Genomic DNA, 15455 nt, shown 5'->3' with positions numbered 1-15455 from the left:
TGGTCTTGAGAGGCCCCAATGACGACCTGCCTGTTCTGCTCGAGCTGCCATGGCTGAGATTCCCTCGGCGCGAGATCTGGCACGTGACAACGCCGCCATGTCGATTGCCGCCATGTCCTCGGATCGGCGCGAGAGCGACGATAATGTCTGGACGCGGCGGCTGGTGCTGTTCCTGCGGGTCATGGCCATGCTGTCGATCGCCAAGGGCCTTTATCATTGGGCCCAGGTGACCGGCTTCATCGGCGGCGAGGACGACGCGTTCGAGAACCAGGCGATGGCCTGGCAGGCGGCGACGGTCTATTTCGCGGTGATCGAACTCGTCGCCGCGGTCGGCCTGTGGCTGGCGACGCCGTGGGGCGCGGTGGTGTGGCTCACCACGGTCGTGTCGATGGCGGTCATCGAGCTGATGTTCCCCGGCATCTATGGCGGCAATCTGCTGGTGGTCGCGGGCGAGGCGATCATGCTCGCCGCCTACCTCGTGCTGGCCTGGATGGCGGCCCGCGAGCGGCCACCGTAGGTGGTGAGGAAAATTCGTTGCACGCCGTAAATCCTCTCAGCGCGATGGAAGTAATGTTTCGAACACCTTAAGAGCGCCTGCCACAGCCGTTACACAGACCTTAGCGGTGGGAACTGCACCTGTTTTGGAATGTGACAGGGGGGTGAAACAGAGCGCGAACATTGCCCGTCGTCCGTCAACGGACCCTTGCAAAAGCCCCTGTAATCACTGGATTAAAAGAGGATTCACTCTCCGCGATTCATTCTCTCTTTATGCTCTTATTTAAGGCGATCTTCAAAGCACGCCCCTTAAGTTCGTTCTATCAGACGGGACAAAAGTTTCGTCGAATAAGTCGACAAAAACGACGACAGGGGAAGTGTCATGATGAAAGCCGTTGCGACGGCCGTGGAGACTGCTGCGCCGGGCCAGGGCGGCACCGTCCAGTCGCTCTATCTGGAAGCTCTGACGCTGGTGGAGCGGCTGCATCGCCGCCTGCTCGACGTCATCAAGGACGAGTTCGACCGCCGTGGTCGTTCCGACATCAATTCGGTCCAGGCGCTCCTGCTCTATAACATCGGCGACAAGGAGCTGACCGCGGGCGAGCTGCGCACGCGCGGCTACTATCTCGGCTCCAACGTCTCCTACAACCTGAAGAAGCTCGTCGAGCTCGGCTTCCTCGATCACCAGCGCTCGCGCGTCGATCGCCGCTCGGTCCGCATCCGCCTGACCCCCCAGGGCCAGGAGATCCGCCGCATCGTCGACTCGCTGTATCAGAAGCACGTCAAGACCGTGGAGCAGGTCGGCGGCATTTCGAGCGAGGAGTTCTCAACGCTCAACAAGTCGCTGCACCGCCTCGAGCGGTTCTGGACCGACCAGATCCTGTATCGTCTCTGAGCCGGCTTCATCGTTTCGGCTGATCCGGCCTCAGACATCGAGAGCCAAGACCGGACAGCCCTCGATCCTCTGAGTTCGACCTTGCGTCGGCCCCTCCTGGGCCGGCGCTTTTTTCTTTTGTCGTGGCTCACTTCGTTCGCTGTTGCGAAAAACATCCACTCCGAACTGGAACCAATATCGCCTCTCGGACTTGTCTCCCGCGGAGGTCGGTGATGCTGCACGATTACGGAATGCAGGTCATGAACGTGGAGCTGGTGAGCGACGCCTATGCGATCGCGGCTAACTACCTGCGGCTGTCGGGGGCGATGACGGATACCATCACGCCGAACGAGCAGCTCGTCGACATGATCGTACAGCTGATTCACCGCGGAGAATTCAACAAGCTCAGACTCGCGAACAAGGCGATCTCGATGTTCGAGATGGCCTCTGCGGCCTGACCATCAAGAGGGGATGATATGGAAGCTGCCATCGATCGGATCATGCATACCTACGACCTGCTGGCGAACCGCACCGCGGCGGCCAGCGAGGAAGCGCGGCGCAAGGTCAGCGCCTACATCCAGACCTTGTTCGAAGCCGGCGAGCGTGACCCGCATCGTCTCACGGTGTGCGGCCTGACCTACCTGCGCCAGCTCGACGGCCGCGTCGATCCGGTGAAGGCCGGCTACACCGGCCTCTGATGTCATCGGCGCGCGATGGCTCGCGCGCTTGCCTCATGATACCGACAACCTGTATGAGACCGTCAGGTTTCATGCAGGTTGTTTATTTTTGGGGGATCGATGCGTTTGGTGTCCCGAGTTATTGCCACGGTGGGACTCTTGGCCTTCGCGTGCGGCGAGCTGAGTCTGCCCACGAGGAGCATGGCTGAGACGGTCTGGCCCCAGAAGGGACCGAACAGTCGAGAAGCGCTGGCCAGAGTTGGAGCCTGCGCGGAGACGACGATCACGAAAATTGCTGGTCGGTTCGATGAGCCGCTGTCGCCGACCCCGTTCAAGCTCGGCGAGAAGCTCGACGAGTATGGTGAGCCCATAATGGATCAGGGCGTCCACGTGCTGTACCTGAACGGCGCCGAGCAGATCGACTCGGCATGGAATGCCGCCGTCGCGCATTCCAAACTGGGCGATCCCGTGCGGCTCTGCACCGTCTGGAAGCCGAAGAAATGCCCGCCCGGCGATGACCGGGGACGAATCTACAAGGCGACCAATCTCCGGACCAAGAAAACCTGGCAGATGTCGGAAAGCTGGCACTCCTGTGGCGGGGCCTGAGCAGGGGGCTTGCTCCAGCGGCCGTCCACCATATCTGGCGCAAATATCCGGTTTGACCCGCAACCGCTTGGTCTGTCCCTTGGCCTGCCGCCGCCCGTATGGTAAGGGCAGGGGTCTTTTCCGACCGCCTTCACTGAACCGACCGCCGGCCGCCCAAGGCCTTGCGGACGTGGAGATATTCCGCCGATGACCGCTTCCAGCGCCAAGCCCGCCTCGTCAGTCGATTCCTTCTTCTCCGCCACCCTGGCCGAGGCCGATCCCGAAATCGCTGCCGCCATCAAGGGTGAACTCGGTCGACAACGACACGAGATCGAGCTGATCGCTTCGGAGAACATCGTCAGCCGCGCGGTCCTGGAAGCCCAGGGCTCGGTGATGACCAACAAGTATGCCGAGGGCTACCCGGGCGCGCGCTATTATGGCGGCTGCGAATGGGTCGACGTCGCCGAGAACCTCGCGATCGACCGCGCCAAGAAGCTGTTCGGCGCCAATTTCGCCAACGTCCAGCCGAACTCGGGCAGCCAGATGAACCAGGCGGTGTTCCTGGCGCTGCTGCAGCCCGGCGACACCTTCATGGGCCTCGACCTCGCCGCCGGCGGCCATCTGACCCACGGTTCGCCGGTCAACATGTCCGGCAAGTGGTTCAAGGCCGCGCACTACACCGTGCGCCGCGACGACCACCTGATCGACATGGATGCGGTCGCCAGGCAGGCCGAGGAAGTGAAGCCGAAGCTGATCATCGCTGGCGGCAGCGCCTATTCGCGCCCGTGGGATTTCAAGCGCTTCCGCGAGATCGCCGACAGCGTCGGCGCCTATCTGCTGGTCGACATGGCGCACTTCGCCGGTCTCGTTGCGGGGGGCGTCCATGCCTCCCCGGTGCCCTACGCTCACGTCACCACGACCACCACGCACAAGTCGCTGCGCGGTCCGCGCGGCGGCCTCATCCTGTGGAACGACGAGCAGTTCACCAAGAAATTCAACTCGGCGATCTTCCCGGGCCTGCAGGGCGGCCCGCTGATGCACGTGATCGCGGCCAAGGCGGTGGCCTTTGCCGAGGCGCTGCGGCCCGAGTTCAAGGTCTACGCGAAGAACATCGTCGAGAACGCGAAGGCGCTGGCGGAATCGCTGCGCGCCCAGGGCTTCGACATCGTCTCCGGCGGCACCGACAACCATCTGATGCTGGTCGACCTCCGGCCGAAGAGCCTGAAGGGCAACGTCTCGGAGAAGGCGCTGGTCCGCGCCGGCATCACCTGCAACAAGAACGGCATTCCGTTCGACCCCGAGAAGCCGTTCGTCACCTCCGGCCTGCGACTCGGCACGCCTGCCGCGACCACCCGTGGCTTCGGCGTCGCTGAATTCCAGCAGGTCGGCAGCCTGATCGCCGAGGTGCTGAACGCGATCGCGCAGGCGCCGGACGGCAGCGCGCCGCTGGTGGAAGCTGCGGTCAAGGCGAAGGTGAAGGCGCTGACCGACCGGTTCCCGATCTATCAGTAAGGCTTGAAGCCACGATGCGCTGCCCGAGCTGCAACAGCCTCGATACGCAGGTGAAGGACTCCCGCCCCACCGAGGATTCCTCGGTGATCCGGCGGCGGCGGGTCTGCGTCACCTGCAACTTCCGCTTCACGACCTTCGAGCGGGTGCAGCTGCGCGAACTCACCGTCATCAAGCGCAATGGCCGCCGCGTGCCGTTCGATCGCGACAAGCTGATGCGCTCGGTGCAGATCTCGCTGCGCAAGCGCTCGGTCGATCCTGAAAGGGTCGAGAAGATGGTCTCGGCGATCGTGCGCGAGCTCGAGAGCGGCGGCGAGTCCGAGGTGTCCTCGGAGGCGATCGGCGAGATCGTGATGGAGCATCTGCGCGATCTCGACGACGTCGCTTATGTCCGCTTCGCCTCGGTGTACCGCAATTTCCGGGAGGCCAAGGACTTCGAGGCCGTGCTCGGCGAGCTCTCGGCCGAGGACGAGACGCCGCGGCTGGCGCCGGTCCGCAAATGATCTTCCGGGTCCTGGTCGATCAGGTCGGCGAGAAGCTGAAGGCGCAGAAGGACGCCGACCGCCGCTTCATGCAGCTCGCGCTGTCGCTCGGCCGTCGCGGGCAGGGGCGGACCTGGCCTAACCCGGCGGTCGGCGCCGTCGTGGTCAAGGACGGCGTCATCATCGGCCGCGGCTGGACCCAGCCCGGTGGACGCCCTCATGGCGAGCCCGAGGCCTTGAATCGCGCCGGCAAGGCCGCGAAGGGCGCCACACTCTATGTGACGCTGGAGCCATGCTCGCATTTCGGCAAATCGCCGCCTTGCGTGGACGCCGTCATCGCAGCCGGAATCAGCCGCGTCGTGTCGGCGATCGAGGATCCCAATCCGGAGGTCGCAGGGCAGGGGCATGCCAAGCTCCGCGCTGCCGGCATCCAGGTTGAAGTCGGCCTCTGCTCGGCGGACGCCAAGCGCGACCATGCTGGCCATTTCCGGCGTATCCGCGATGGCCGGCCGCATGTGATCCTGAAGCTTGCGGTCTCGGCCGACGACAAGATTGCAGCCGCGGGCAACAAGCCGGTCGCGATCACCCGCGAGGCGGCGCGGACGCGCGTGCATATGTTGCGTGCCCAGAGTGACGCGATCCTGATCGGCGTGCGCACCGCGATCGCCGATGATCCGCTGCTGACCTGCCGGCTGCCCGGCATGGAGGCCCGCTCGCCGGTGCGCGTGGTGCTCGATCCGATGCTGCGGCTGCCCATGACCAGCCGTTTGGTGCAATCAGCGCGAACCACGCCGCTCTGGATGGTCGCGTCAGCGCTTGCCGAGCCCGCGGCGGCGACCAAGCTCGGTGCTGCCGGTGCCCAGGTGATCCGCGTGCCGCCGCAGGCCGAGCCCTCGGCGCTGGAGCCCCCCGCCGTGCTCAAGGCGCTGGCTGAGAAGGGCATCACCCGCCTGATGATCGAGGGCGGCAGCCGCGTCGCCTCATCCTTCATGGCGAGTGGCCTGGTCGATGAAATCTGGCTGCTGCGCGGTCCCGGCGAGATCGGGGCCGACGGCATCGCTGCGCTGGACGCATTGCCGCTGACCGCAATCACGCAGTCGCCGGCCTATCGCGTTCGTGCTAGCGAAACGCTCGATCCCGACACCCTTACGATTTACGAGCGCGCGTAATGTTTACCGGCATCGTCACCGACATCGGCGAGATCGCCAGCCTGACGCCGCGGACCGAGGGCAAGCTGCACCGGCTGCGCATTGCCTGCCATTATGACCAGGCCAGCATCGCCGATGGCGCATCCATCGCCAACAATGGCGTCTGCCTCACGGTCGTGCAGTCCGGCGTCACCGATGGGAAGACCTGGTTCGAGGTCGACGCCGCCGCGGAGACGCTGGCACTGACCACGGCCAAGCACTGGCGCGTCGGCACAAAACTGAACCTCGAGCGGGCCCTGAAGATCGGCGACGAGCTCGGTGGCCACATCGTCGCAGGCCATGTCGACGGCATCGCGACCATCGTCAGCCGCGACGACCTGCCGGATATGGCGCGGTTCGTGCTGAAGACAACGCGGGATCTGGCGCGCTTCATCGCCACCAAGGGCTCAGTCACCCTCGACGGCGTCTCGCTCACGGTCAACACCGTCGACGAACTGGCCTTCTCGGTGCTGATCATTCCGCATACGCTGTCGGTCACGACGCTGTCGTCCTGGCAGGCCGGCAGCGAGGTCAATCTCGAGGTCGACCTGATGGCGCGCTATGCCGCGCGCCTCACGGAAATGAAGTAGCCTCGAAGGGGGCTTTCCGTCTTGGCTTTGCGGGCGCCCGCGCCTACAAGGCCAGCCCTCGTGGCGAGGAGGCGCCGATGTGTCGTCTCGCGGCATGAGGCCGATTTCATCTCGCCCTTCGCGACGCGGCCGGATCGCCGCTCCCTTGGGGCGAGGCACCTGAAGACAATGGAAACAGAACCATGGCAGACGCACGGCGCGCGCCGCTCAAAGACCAGACCGACATCTCCGGCGCCCGGGCGCTGATCGTCGAGGCCCGCTTCTACGACGACCTCCAGGACGCCCTGCTGGAGGGCGCCACCGCCGAGCTGAAGGCGGCGGGCGTGGGCTATGATGTTCTCACCGTCACCGGCTCGTTGGAGATTCCGGCGACTATTGCCATTGCGCTCGATGCTGCCGCCAAGAACGGCAAGCCTTATGATGCGGCGATCGCGCTCGGCTGCGTCATCCGCGGCGACACCATCCATTTCGAGATCGTGTCGCAGGAGTCCTCGCGAGCCCTGATGGATCTGTCGGTGGCGCGCGGCCTGCCGCTCGGCAACGGCATCCTCACCGTCAACAACGAGGACCAGGCGTGGGCGCGCGCCCGCCTCTCCGAGATGAACAAGGGCGGTGATGCCGCCCGCGCCGCGCTTGCCGTGCTGCGCATCAAACGCCGTCTGGCGCGAGGCTGACATGGCCGAGAGCAGCAACAGACCGTTCAAGGGCCCGGTCCGTGCCGGCGACCGCAAGGCCAACCGCCGTGGCGCGGCGCGGCTCGCCGCCGTCCAGGCGCTCTACCAGATGGACATTGCTGGCGCCGGCATCAACGACGTGCTGGCCGAGTTCGAGAGCCATTGGCTCGGCAACGAGGTCGAGGGCGAGCAGTATCTGCCGGCGGAGGCTGCCTTCTTCCGTGACATCGTCTCCGGCGTGGTGCGCGACCAGACCAAGATCGATCCGGTGCTCGACGCGGCGCTGGAGCGCGGCTGGCCGCTGCAGCGGATCGAGGCGATCCTGCGCGCCGTGCTGCGCGCCGGCGCCTATGAGCTGGAGCGGCGCAAGGACGTGCCGGCCAAGGTCGTCGTGTCCGAATATGTCGACATCGCCCATGCCTTCGTCGAGCGCGACGAGACCGGCATGGTCAACGCCGTGCTGGAGCAACTCGCCCGGCAATACCGCGGCGACGAGATGGGGCCGAAGTAGCGATGGGGGGCGCCGGAGCACGATCGCTGCGAACCGGCGCGATGCCAGTCTCTTTCCTCGACTGTCATCACCCGCCAAAGCGGGTGATCCAGCATTCCAGAGACGAGCGCGGCGTACTGGATCGCCCGGTCCCGCCTTCGTCTATCGGCTCCGGCGCGGCGACGAATGCAAGGGCGCGCCGAAGCTTTAGCGAAGGCCGCAAGCCGGGCGATGACAGCGGAGAGCGGGGAGGGGGGCTGTGACCCAAAACCCCTCCGGCGAAGACTCCCTCATTGCCCGCTATTTCAAGCCGCTGGCGACCGACCCCGGCGCGTTCGGTCTCGTCGACGACGCTGCGATCATTCCCGCCGATGGGGACGACATCGTCGTCAAGACCGACGCCATCGTCGAAGGCGTCCATTATCTCGCCGACGATCCCCCCGACACCATCGCGCGCAAGGCGCTGCGGGTGAACCTGTCCGATCTCGCCGCCAAGGGCGCCGTGCCCGCTGGCTTCGTCCTGACGCTCGCGCTGCGCGAGAAGGACGACGCCTGGCTGTCGCAGTTCGCGCGTGGCCTCGGCGAGGACGCCGCCGCGTTCGGCTGTCCGTTGCTCGGCGGCGACACCGTGTCGACGCCCGGTCCCGTGATGATCTCGATTGCGGCCTGGGGGCGGGTGCCCAGGGGCCGGATGGTGCATCGCTTCGGCGCGCGTCCCGGCGACCGGGTCATGGTCACCGGGACGATCGGTGATGCCGCGCTCGGTCTGCGCATGCTGACGGGCACAGCCGAGGCTACGGCGCTGGCCGACGATCCCGCCGCGCGGGATATGCTGATCGGTCGTTATCGCACGCCGCAGCCGCGCAATGCACTGGCGGCGGCCGTGAGAGACTGTGCGACCGCCTCGATGGACGTCTCTGATGGCCTCGCAGGCGACCTGACCAAGCTCTGCGCCGCCTCTTCCGTGAGCGCCGACATCGCGCTGTCCCACATTCCACGATCGCCGGCAGCGGCGAAGCTGCTTGCTGTCGGGGCCGCGCAGCTTGAAAGCATGATCTCGGGCGGCGACGATTACGAGATCCTCTGCACTGTTCCCGCAGCGCGATGCGAAGCGTTCCGTGCTGCAGCCGAGACGGCGGGCGTTGCCGTCACGGACATCGGCGCCATCGTCGAAGGGGCGCGAGCCCCGCGCTTCCTGGACGGGCAGGGCCGTCCCGTCACACTGACGCGTTTGTCCTTCAGCCACTTCTGACACCTATTTGCACCGCACAATGCGACCAAAGAAGCGTCTGAATTTGGAGCGGTTCAGGCGTCGCGGCGTTGCGTCATCATGGCGATTTTGGCAAGCTTCATGATGTTCGAGGCGGCTCCGCCCGGAGCGGCCTGATAGGGGGCGTGCGTCGCACCATCGCGGCGTGACGTAGTTCAAAAAAGCAAAGAGCCGAGGAAACTAAATGTCAGCTTTATGGGTGATCGTGCTCTGCGGAGCGCTGTCGATCGTCTATGCGATCTGGGCCACTTCATCGGTCCTGGGTGCGGACGCCGGCAATGCGCGCATGCAGGAAATCGCGGCGGCCGTGCGTGAGGGCGCGCAGGCCTATCTCCGCCGCCAATACACGACGATCGGAATCGTCGGCGTCGTGATCTTCGTGCTCCTTGCGTATTTCCTCGGCATGCTCGTGGCGGTCGGCTTTGCGATCGGCGCGATCCTCTCCGGCGCCGCCGGCTTCATCGGCATGAACGTGTCGGTGCGCGCCAACGTCCGCACGGCACAGGCGGCGACCACCTCGCTCGCCGGCGGGCTCGAGCTTGCCTTCAAGGCCGGCGCCATTACCGGTCTGCTGGTGGCCGGTCTCGCGCTTCTCGGCGTCACCATCTACTTCGGCATCCTCACCGGCTTCATGAAGCTCGCGCCCGACAGCCGCACCGTGATCGACGCGCTGGTCGCGCTCGGCTTCGGCGCATCGCTGATCTCGATCTTCGCCCGTCTCGGCGGCGGCATCTTCACCAAGGGCGCCGACGTCGGCGGTGACCTCGTCGGCAAGGTCGAAGCCGGCATTCCCGAGGACGATCCGCGCAACCCCGCGACCATCGCCGACAACGTCGGCGACAACGTCGGTGACTGCGCCGGCATGGCCGCCGACCTGTTCGAGACCTACGCGGTGACCGCGGTCGCCACCATGGTGCTGGCTGCGATCTTCTTCGCCAAGTCATCGCTGCTCGCCAACATGATGACCCTGCCGCTCGCCATCGGCGGCATCTGCATCATCACCTCGATCGCCGGCACCTTCTTCGTCAAGCTCGGCGCCAGCCAGTCGATCATGGGCGCGCTGTACAAGGGCCTGATCGCGACCGGCGTGCTCTCGCTCGCCGGCGTCGCGATTGCCATTGCGTGGCTGATCGGCTTCGGCAAGCTCGATGGCGTCGACTACACCGGCACCGCGCTGTTCGTCTGTGGTGTCGTCGGCCTCGTCGTGACCGGCCTGATCATCTGGATCACCGAATACTACACCGGCACCGACTTCCGCCCGGTGAAGTCGATCGCTTCGGCCTCGGTCACGGGTCACGGCACCAACGTGATCCAGGGCCTCGCGATCTCGATGGAATCGACCGCGCTGCCCGCGATCGTGATCATCGCCGGCATCCTGGTCACCTACAGCCTCGCCGGCCTGTTCGGCATCGCGATCGCGACCACGACGATGCTGGCGCTGGCCGGCATGATCGTCGCGCTCGACGCCTTCGGCCCGGTCACGGACAATGCCGGCGGCATTGCCGAAATGGCCGGCCTGCCGAAGGAGGTCCGCAAGTCGACCGACGCGCTCGACGCGGTCGGCAACACCACCAAGGCGGTCACCAAGGGCTACGCGATCGGCTCCGCCGGTCTCGGCGCGCTGGTGCTGTTTGCGGCCTATAACCAGGACCTGCAGTTCTTCATCGCCGACTCCGCGAAGCATCCTTACTTCGCCGGCATCAAGCCGGACTTCTCGCTGAACAACCCCTACGTCGTGGTTGGCCTGCTGTTCGGCGGCCTGCTGCCATATCTGTTCGGCGCGATGGGCATGACCGCGGTCGGCCGTGCCGCCGGCGCGATCGTCGAGGAGGTGCGCCGGCAGTTCCGCGAGAAGCCGGGCATCATGCAGGGCACCGACAAGCCGGACTACGGCAAGGCTGTCGACCTGCTGACCAAGGCGGCGATCAAGGAGATGATCATCCCCTCGCTGCTGCCGGTGCTGTCGCCGATCGTCGTCTACTTCCTGATCTACGCGATCGCGGGCGGCGGCGCGGCCGGTAAGTCGGCGGCGTTCTCCGCCGTCGGCGCCATGCTGCTCGGCGTCATCGTCACCGGCCTGTTCGTGGCGATCTCGATGACCTCGGGCGGCGGCGCCTGGGACAACGCCAAGAAGTACATCGAGGACGGCCACTTCGGCGGCAAGGGCTCGGATGCCCACAAGGCGGCGGTGACGGGTGACACCGTCGGCGACCCCTACAAGGACACGGCCGGCCCTGCCGTGAACCCGATGATCAAGATCACCAACATCGTGGCCCTGCTGCTGCTGGCGATCCTCGCGCATTGAGCGGAGCAATTGTCCTGACGAATAAAGACCCCGCGGCGTGAGCCGCGGGGTTTTTCATGAGACTGTGTTGTTTGCTACTCGGCTGCGCGCTGCCGCGTGCGATACGACTGCAACGTGCTCTGAGCGGTTCGCGGCTGCATCTGCGAGAAGCTCGCCAGATGCTGATCGAGCTGTGGGCGTGCGCTGCCGCTGGCGCCGGCCTGCATGAACAGCAGCGTCGTCGTCGTAACCCAGGACAGGTCCAGCGCCTTGGCGAGCACCAGGAGCTGGTCCGGCTGCTTGCGCACGAAGGCGCGCTCGACCACGTCGAGCGGCAGCTTGCACATCAGCGCCAGCGCCAGCGTGACCTTGTCGAAGCTGCCTTCCTTGGCGAAACCGTGCAGTTGCGCCTCGTGGAGCTGGCCGGTCGCGTGCAGCAGCTCGACATAGTCCTTGGCGGTGACGAAATCGGCCGAGCGCGTCCGCGCTGCCGCCTGCAGTTGGTCCGACGCCTGCGCAACGGCGCGTTCGACGATCTCGGCGCGCGCCGCGTCGGCGCTGGCGAGCTGGCTGCGCACCGCGTCGGAGGCTTCGACGAACAGCCGCACCAGCACCTCGCGCGGACTGTCGGGCCGGCTCCAGAGTTTCAAGGCGAGGTTGGGATCGTCGGACGCCTTCGTCACCAGGCCGTAGAAGCCGTGATCGGAAAAGCGCGCGCCGCCATTGTTGGCGGTGTTCGACACCACGGCCTGATTGCCGCGATCGACCAGAACATCGGTGACGGACTCGGTCAGGATCTTGCGGTCGGAGATCGCGAGCAGATGCTCCTGGCCCCGGGTCTGCGCGGTCGCGACCAGGGTCTCCTCGTCGAGCCGATCGCTCTGGCGCAGCACGGGACCTGCCACCGCGATCGTCTCGTCGCTCGCGAGCAGTCGGAGCAGGCGTAGCGGTGCGTCGGGCAGCCCCGCGAGCCGGCTGCCGAGCTGCGCCCGCGCCGCAATGGCGACGTTGTCGAGCAGCTTGAACAGCACGTGGTCGAACAGATCGACATGCTCTTCGTTGAACTTGCCCGAACCGAAGACGAACAGGTCGGTGACGCGCTCCAGAATCTCCGCGCGCCGCGAGACGTAGCGGCTGGCGAGAATGTCTTCGAGTTGGTGGAGGACGTCGTTGGGCAAGGCACGGCTCATGCGATGGACATCGCCGGCGCCTGCCCCTCGGACGGTGCTCGGACCGCATCCACGCGAAGGTGGTCGGCCAAGCATCCGCTTGACGGTATCTCAGGACCAGATCAAAGGCGCGCGGCCACCATCTATCGCACCATCCCGCTTAAGGTGCCGTTACACCACGAGCCGTGTTGCAATACTCCGCTGCGACGTGGCCGGCCGGGCTCCGAGGGCTACTGCACATCCATCTGCAGGCCTTCCTTCTGGATGATCGAGGCGAATTTGGCTGTCTCGGCCTGGACGAAGTCGCCGAACTGCTGCGGCGTGCCGTAGTCCGCCCGCGCGCCCATGGCCGCGATGTTCTTGGCGATGTCCTCGCGCTCCAGCATCGCCTTGACCTGCAGGTTGAGCGCGCTGACGATCTCCGGCGGGCAGGCCTTGGGCAGGAATACGCCGAACCAGGACGACACGTCGAACTTGGCGAGCTCCGGCGCGCTCTCGCGCATCGTCGGCAGCTCCGGCGCATTGGCGCTCCGCTCCGGTGTGGTTACGCACAAGCCGGTGAGCTTGCCCTCCTGGACCTGCGGCAGCGATGGAAACAGATTGTCGAACAGGATCTGGACGTCGCCCGCCAGCGCAGCCTGCAGCGCCGGGCCGGCGCCGCGGAACGGGATGTGCGTCATCTTCAGCCCGGTGAGCTGCAGGAACCATGCGCCGGTGAGGTGCGGGCTCTGGCCGACGCCGGACGAGGCGTAGTTGAGCTTATCGGGATTGGCCTTGAGATAGGCGATCAGCTCGGGAATCGACTTGATGCCGGTGGAGGGATGCGCCGAGACGATGTTGGGGATGCGGATCATGTTGGAGACCGCCTGCAACTGATCCGGCTTGTAGGCGAGGTTGCGGAAGATCGAATAGGCGATCGCGTTCGGACCGGGGTTGCCGATCAGGACCGTATGGCCGTCGCCCTTGGTGTTGCGCGCGACCTCGGCGGCGCCGATCGTGCCGCCACCGCCGGAGCGATTCTCGACCACGGCCGACTGTCCCCAGGCGGTCTGCAGATGCGCCGCGAGCAGCCGGCCCATGACGTCGGTGCTGCCGCCGGGCGCGGCCGGCACGATCAGCTTCACCGTCTCCGTGGGGCGCCAATCGGCGAGACTGGTGCGCGGCAGAATGGCGGCGGTCGAGAGCGCCGCGGCGCCCGACAACAGCTTGCGGCGCGACAGCGCGATGCGATGAGCCAATGATTCCTCCCTGCTCTTGTTTTGCGGCAGGGTAGGGAAGATTGTAGCGCCAGAGCAAGCCGGCGAATTGCGCACGGGCTGCGCCAATCAGCGCAGCGGACCGGCTTTGTGCCGTGGCCCGGAATCATATTCCGGGCTGCGGCGATCGGGTCGGGATCAGTTGAAGCTGAGCAGCTTGAACAGCGGCGTCAGGTAGCTGAGCTCCTGGCCGGAGGTCGGCGTGGTGCGGCTGACGAAGTCGAAGATCTTGCCGTCCTTCATGCCGTAATTGGCGAGCCGGCGGACCTGGCGGTTCTTGTCGAAATAGATCGCGATGACGCGCTGATCGACCACCTTCTGGTTCATGAAGGCGACCGGGCGCTCGGCGCGCTGCGAGATGTAGTAGAACACCTCGCCGTCGAGCGTCGCCACCGTCGATGGCGTGCCCATCACGATCAGCACCTGGTCCTGGCTGGCGCCGATCGGGATCTGCTCCAGCGCGCCCGGCGGCATGATGTAGCCCTTCTGGAACTGCTCGCCGGTGCAGGCGCCGAGCGCCAGACAGGTCAGCGCGATCGCACCAAGGGTGCGCAGACGGGGGCTCAGGCCACGGGTGAGCAGGCGGGCAGTCGTTCGCATTGTCTGGGTCATCTTCTTCAGATCGGATCCCGTCCCCTTGCGTCGGGCAGGGCGTTGACGTACCGGGCAAACTTGCGGATTGCAACATGCCCCTGAACAGGGTCAGGGAAACTCGACCGCGGAACCGTCATGCTCTGGCCATTCAACCATCTCAGGAAATCCCGACCGTCCCCGCGCGGGACCATCGAGCCGATCTATGGCGCGATCGTGGCACAAACCCGAGACCCGTTGTTTTATAGACACTTGAATGTCCCTGACACGGTGGAAGGACGGTTCGATCTGCTGATTCTGCACCTCTGGCTGGTGCTGCGGCGGCTGCGCGGGGTGGGGTCGGCGCTGTCGCAGGCCCTGTTCGACCGGTTCTGCGACGACATGGACGACAATCTCCGCGAGATGGGGGTGGGTGATCTGACCGTTCCGAAGCGCATGCAGAAGTTCGGCGAGGCGTTCTATGGCCGCACCGCCGCCTATGATCTGGCCTGGTCGGAGAGCGAGGCCCGGCTGGCGGAGGCGCTGCAGAAGAATATCTTGAACGGCGAGCATCCCGACAGCGCGGCCGGACTTGCCGCCTATGCGGCCCGGGTGGCGGCCGACCTCGCCGCCCTCGACGACAACAGGCTGCTCGGCGCCGGCTGGAGCTTCCCGCGGCCGGTTCAGCAGGACTAGCGACATGACCAGAGACAGAGACACGTCGCGCGAAACGGCGCGAGACCCTTCCAAGGACCCCTGGCGCGCGCCGCCGGTGATCGTGGCGCAAATCCCGGACGCCGGCCTGCATCGCGAGATCGAGGCCGATCCGGCCACGCGCCGGGCGTTGGCAGAGATCGCCGATCTGCGCGAGGTGCTTTCGGCCAAAGCCTCGTTCGACGTGGCCCTGAAGCGTGACGGCAAGGTGCATGTCGAGGGCCGGGTGCGCGCCCGGATCGGCCAGACCTGCGTCGTCACGCTCGATCCGATCGAGACCGAGATCGACGAGCCGATCGACCAGATGTTTGCCCCGCCGGAGCAGATTCCGGAGCTTGCCGACCTGGTCGAGGACGACCCGAACAGCGAGGTCGAGACGGCCGATCCGCCCGAGCCGATCGTCGGTGGGCAGATCGACCTCGGCCGGCTCGCCGCCGACGCGCTGTTCCTGGGGATCGATCCGTATCCGCGCAAACCGGGCGCGGTGTTCGAGCAGCCCGCCGAGGCCTCCGATCCGGCGGACCATCCCTTCGCCGCGCTGAAGGCGCTGAAGCCGGCAGATGCCGTCGGGCCGGGCGCGGTCAAAGCGAAGAAAACGGGTGAGGATTGACGCGCAATTGTGCAGGCCG

Annotated in this window: 18 protein-coding genes; 15 read left to right on the top strand and 3 right to left on the bottom strand. The window is 65.9% G+C overall.

The features are described 5' to 3' along the window. Positions 1-49 precede the first annotated feature (49 nt). The 13 genes from QX128_RS10885 to QX128_RS10825 all read left to right on the top strand — a co-directional run bounded on the left by QX128_RS10885 (position 50) and on the right by QX128_RS10825 (position 11138). Positions 50-517 (top strand): DUF6163 family protein, encoded by a 468-nt coding sequence (locus tag QX128_RS10885; RefSeq protein WP_315711435.1) that lies wholly within the window; start codon positions 50-52, stop codon positions 515-517. A 360-nt stretch (positions 518-877) separates the two neighbouring features. Then, positions 878-1390 (top strand): transcriptional regulator LdtR, encoded by a 513-nt coding sequence (gene ldtR, locus QX128_RS10880; protein WP_008962376.1) that lies wholly within the window; start codon positions 878-880, stop codon positions 1388-1390. Positions 1391-1602: 212 nt separating this feature from the next. Then, entirely contained in the window at positions 1603-1827 is a 225-nt protein-coding gene (locus QX128_RS10875) for a hypothetical protein (RefSeq protein WP_315805831.1), read from the top strand. Between the two features lie 18 nt (positions 1828-1845). Next, complete coding sequence (locus QX128_RS10870; protein ID WP_006612770.1) at positions 1846-2067, top strand: hypothetical protein; 222 nt, start codon at positions 1846-1848, stop codon at positions 2065-2067. Between the two features lie 180 nt (positions 2068-2247). Further along, a complete protein-coding gene (locus tag QX128_RS10865) occupies positions 2248-2652 on the top strand; it encodes a hypothetical protein (protein WP_316237437.1) in 405 nt (134 codons plus the stop codon). A 186-nt stretch (positions 2653-2838) separates the two neighbouring features. Beyond that, positions 2839-4143 (top strand): serine hydroxymethyltransferase, encoded by a 1305-nt coding sequence (gene glyA, locus QX128_RS10860; RefSeq protein ID WP_316181541.1) that lies wholly within the window; start codon positions 2839-2841, stop codon positions 4141-4143. Positions 4144-4157: 14 nt separating this feature from the next. Further along, on the top strand, positions 4158-4643 hold the full coding sequence (gene nrdR, locus QX128_RS10855; protein WP_011927287.1) for a transcriptional regulator NrdR: 486 nt from the start codon (positions 4158-4160) through the stop codon (positions 4641-4643). Beyond that, positions 4640-5791 carry a bifunctional diaminohydroxyphosphoribosylaminopyrimidine deaminase/5-amino-6-(5-phosphoribosylamino)uracil reductase RibD gene (ribD, locus tag QX128_RS10850; RefSeq protein ID WP_315805828.1) on the top strand — a complete coding sequence of 384 codons (1152 nt, stop codon included), beginning with the start codon at positions 4640-4642 and terminating at the stop codon, positions 5789-5791. Before nrdR ends, ribD begins: the two co-directional genes overlap by 4 nt. Further along, on the top strand, positions 5791-6399 hold the full coding sequence (locus QX128_RS10845; protein WP_316237436.1) for a riboflavin synthase: 609 nt from the start codon (positions 5791-5793) through the stop codon (positions 6397-6399). The genes ribD and QX128_RS10845 overlap by 1 nt, the downstream gene beginning before the upstream one ends. A 182-nt stretch (positions 6400-6581) precedes the next feature. Then, positions 6582-7073: a 6,7-dimethyl-8-ribityllumazine synthase gene (ribH, locus tag QX128_RS10840; protein ID WP_316181537.1), complete on the top strand. Its 492-nt coding sequence runs from the start codon at positions 6582-6584 to the stop codon at positions 7071-7073. A gap of 1 nt (position 7074) precedes the next feature. Then, positions 7075-7584, top strand: coding sequence for a transcription antitermination factor NusB (gene nusB / locus QX128_RS10835; RefSeq protein WP_316217821.1), 510 nt, complete (start codon positions 7075-7077; stop codon positions 7582-7584). Between the two features lie 238 nt (positions 7585-7822). Next, the gene (gene thiL, locus QX128_RS10830) at positions 7823-8815 is read left to right on the top strand and encodes a thiamine-phosphate kinase (RefSeq protein WP_315805824.1); all 993 of its coding nucleotides are present in this window, start codon (positions 7823-7825) and stop codon (positions 8813-8815) included. A gap of 202 nt (positions 8816-9017) precedes the next feature. Further along, positions 9018-11138: a sodium-translocating pyrophosphatase gene (locus QX128_RS10825; RefSeq protein WP_316237435.1), complete on the top strand. Its 2121-nt coding sequence runs from the start codon at positions 9018-9020 to the stop codon at positions 11136-11138. 74 nt (positions 11139-11212) lie between these two features. Here the strand turns inward: QX128_RS10825 and QX128_RS10820 are convergent, their stop codons facing one another. The 3 genes from QX128_RS10820 to QX128_RS10810 all read right to left on the bottom strand — a co-directional run bounded on the left by QX128_RS10820 (position 11213) and on the right by QX128_RS10810 (position 14142). Then, positions 11213-12295: a DUF2336 domain-containing protein gene (locus QX128_RS10820; protein WP_316237509.1), complete on the bottom strand. Its 1083-nt coding sequence runs from the start codon at positions 12293-12295 to the stop codon at positions 11213-11215. A gap of 221 nt (positions 12296-12516) precedes the next feature. Then, a complete protein-coding gene (locus tag QX128_RS10815; RefSeq protein ID WP_316237434.1) occupies positions 12517-13524 on the bottom strand; it encodes a tripartite tricarboxylate transporter substrate binding protein in 1008 nt (335 codons plus the stop codon). Between the two features lie 156 nt (positions 13525-13680). Further along, the gene (locus QX128_RS10810; protein ID WP_315805821.1) at positions 13681-14142 is read right to left on the bottom strand and encodes an outer membrane protein assembly factor BamE; all 462 of its coding nucleotides are present in this window, start codon (positions 14140-14142) and stop codon (positions 13681-13683) included. Between the two features lie 129 nt (positions 14143-14271). Here QX128_RS10810 and QX128_RS10805 point away from each other — a divergent pair, with 129 nt between their 5' ends. Beyond that, positions 14272-14808 (top strand): ubiquinol-cytochrome C chaperone family protein, encoded by a 537-nt coding sequence (locus QX128_RS10805; RefSeq protein ID WP_315805820.1) that lies wholly within the window; start codon positions 14272-14274, stop codon positions 14806-14808. A 4-nt stretch (positions 14809-14812) separates the two neighbouring features. Next, positions 14813-15436, top strand: a complete 624-nt coding sequence (locus QX128_RS10800; RefSeq protein WP_316237433.1) for a DUF177 domain-containing protein — start codon at positions 14813-14815, stop codon at positions 15434-15436. The last annotated feature ends 19 nt before the right edge of the window (positions 15437-15455 follow it).

Origin of the sequence: Bradyrhizobium sp. SZCCHNR1015 (assembly GCF_032489875.1) — a bacterium.
In the GTDB taxonomy this organism is placed as follows: Bacteria; Pseudomonadota; Alphaproteobacteria; order Rhizobiales; family Xanthobacteraceae; genus Bradyrhizobium.
This window is presented reverse-complemented; position numbering and strand designations above follow the sequence as displayed.

Coding starts and splice junctions, on each gene's coding strand:
- QX128_RS10885 (WP_315711435.1), top strand. CDS start 50: ATGGCTGAGATTCCCTCGGCGCGAGATCTGGCACGTGACAACGCCGCC.
- ldtR (WP_008962376.1), top strand. CDS start 878: ATGATGAAAGCCGTTGCGACGGCCGTGGAGACTGCTGCGCCGGGCCAG.
- QX128_RS10875 (WP_315805831.1), top strand. CDS start 1,603: ATGCTGCACGATTACGGAATGCAGGTCATGAACGTGGAGCTGGTGAGC.
- QX128_RS10870 (WP_006612770.1), top strand. CDS start 1,846: ATGGAAGCTGCCATCGATCGGATCATGCATACCTACGACCTGCTGGCG.
- QX128_RS10865 (WP_316237437.1), top strand. CDS start 2,248: ATGGCTGAGACGGTCTGGCCCCAGAAGGGACCGAACAGTCGAGAAGCG.
- glyA (WP_316181541.1), top strand. CDS start 2,839: ATGACCGCTTCCAGCGCCAAGCCCGCCTCGTCAGTCGATTCCTTCTTC.
- nrdR (WP_011927287.1), top strand. CDS start 4,158: ATGCGCTGCCCGAGCTGCAACAGCCTCGATACGCAGGTGAAGGACTCC.
- ribD (WP_315805828.1), top strand. CDS start 4,640: ATGATCTTCCGGGTCCTGGTCGATCAGGTCGGCGAGAAGCTGAAGGCG.
- QX128_RS10845 (WP_316237436.1), top strand. CDS start 5,791: ATGTTTACCGGCATCGTCACCGACATCGGCGAGATCGCCAGCCTGACG.
- ribH (WP_316181537.1), top strand. CDS start 6,582: ATGGCAGACGCACGGCGCGCGCCGCTCAAAGACCAGACCGACATCTCC.
- nusB (WP_316217821.1), top strand. CDS start 7,075: ATGGCCGAGAGCAGCAACAGACCGTTCAAGGGCCCGGTCCGTGCCGGC.
- QX128_RS10825 (WP_316237435.1), top strand. CDS start 9,018: ATGTCAGCTTTATGGGTGATCGTGCTCTGCGGAGCGCTGTCGATCGTC.
- QX128_RS10810 (WP_315805821.1), bottom strand. CDS start 14,142: ATGCGAACGACTGCCCGCCTGCTCACCCGTGGCCTGAGCCCCCGTCTG.
- QX128_RS10805 (WP_315805820.1), top strand. CDS start 14,272: ATGCTCTGGCCATTCAACCATCTCAGGAAATCCCGACCGTCCCCGCGC.
- QX128_RS10800 (WP_316237433.1), top strand. CDS start 14,813: ATGACCAGAGACAGAGACACGTCGCGCGAAACGGCGCGAGACCCTTCC.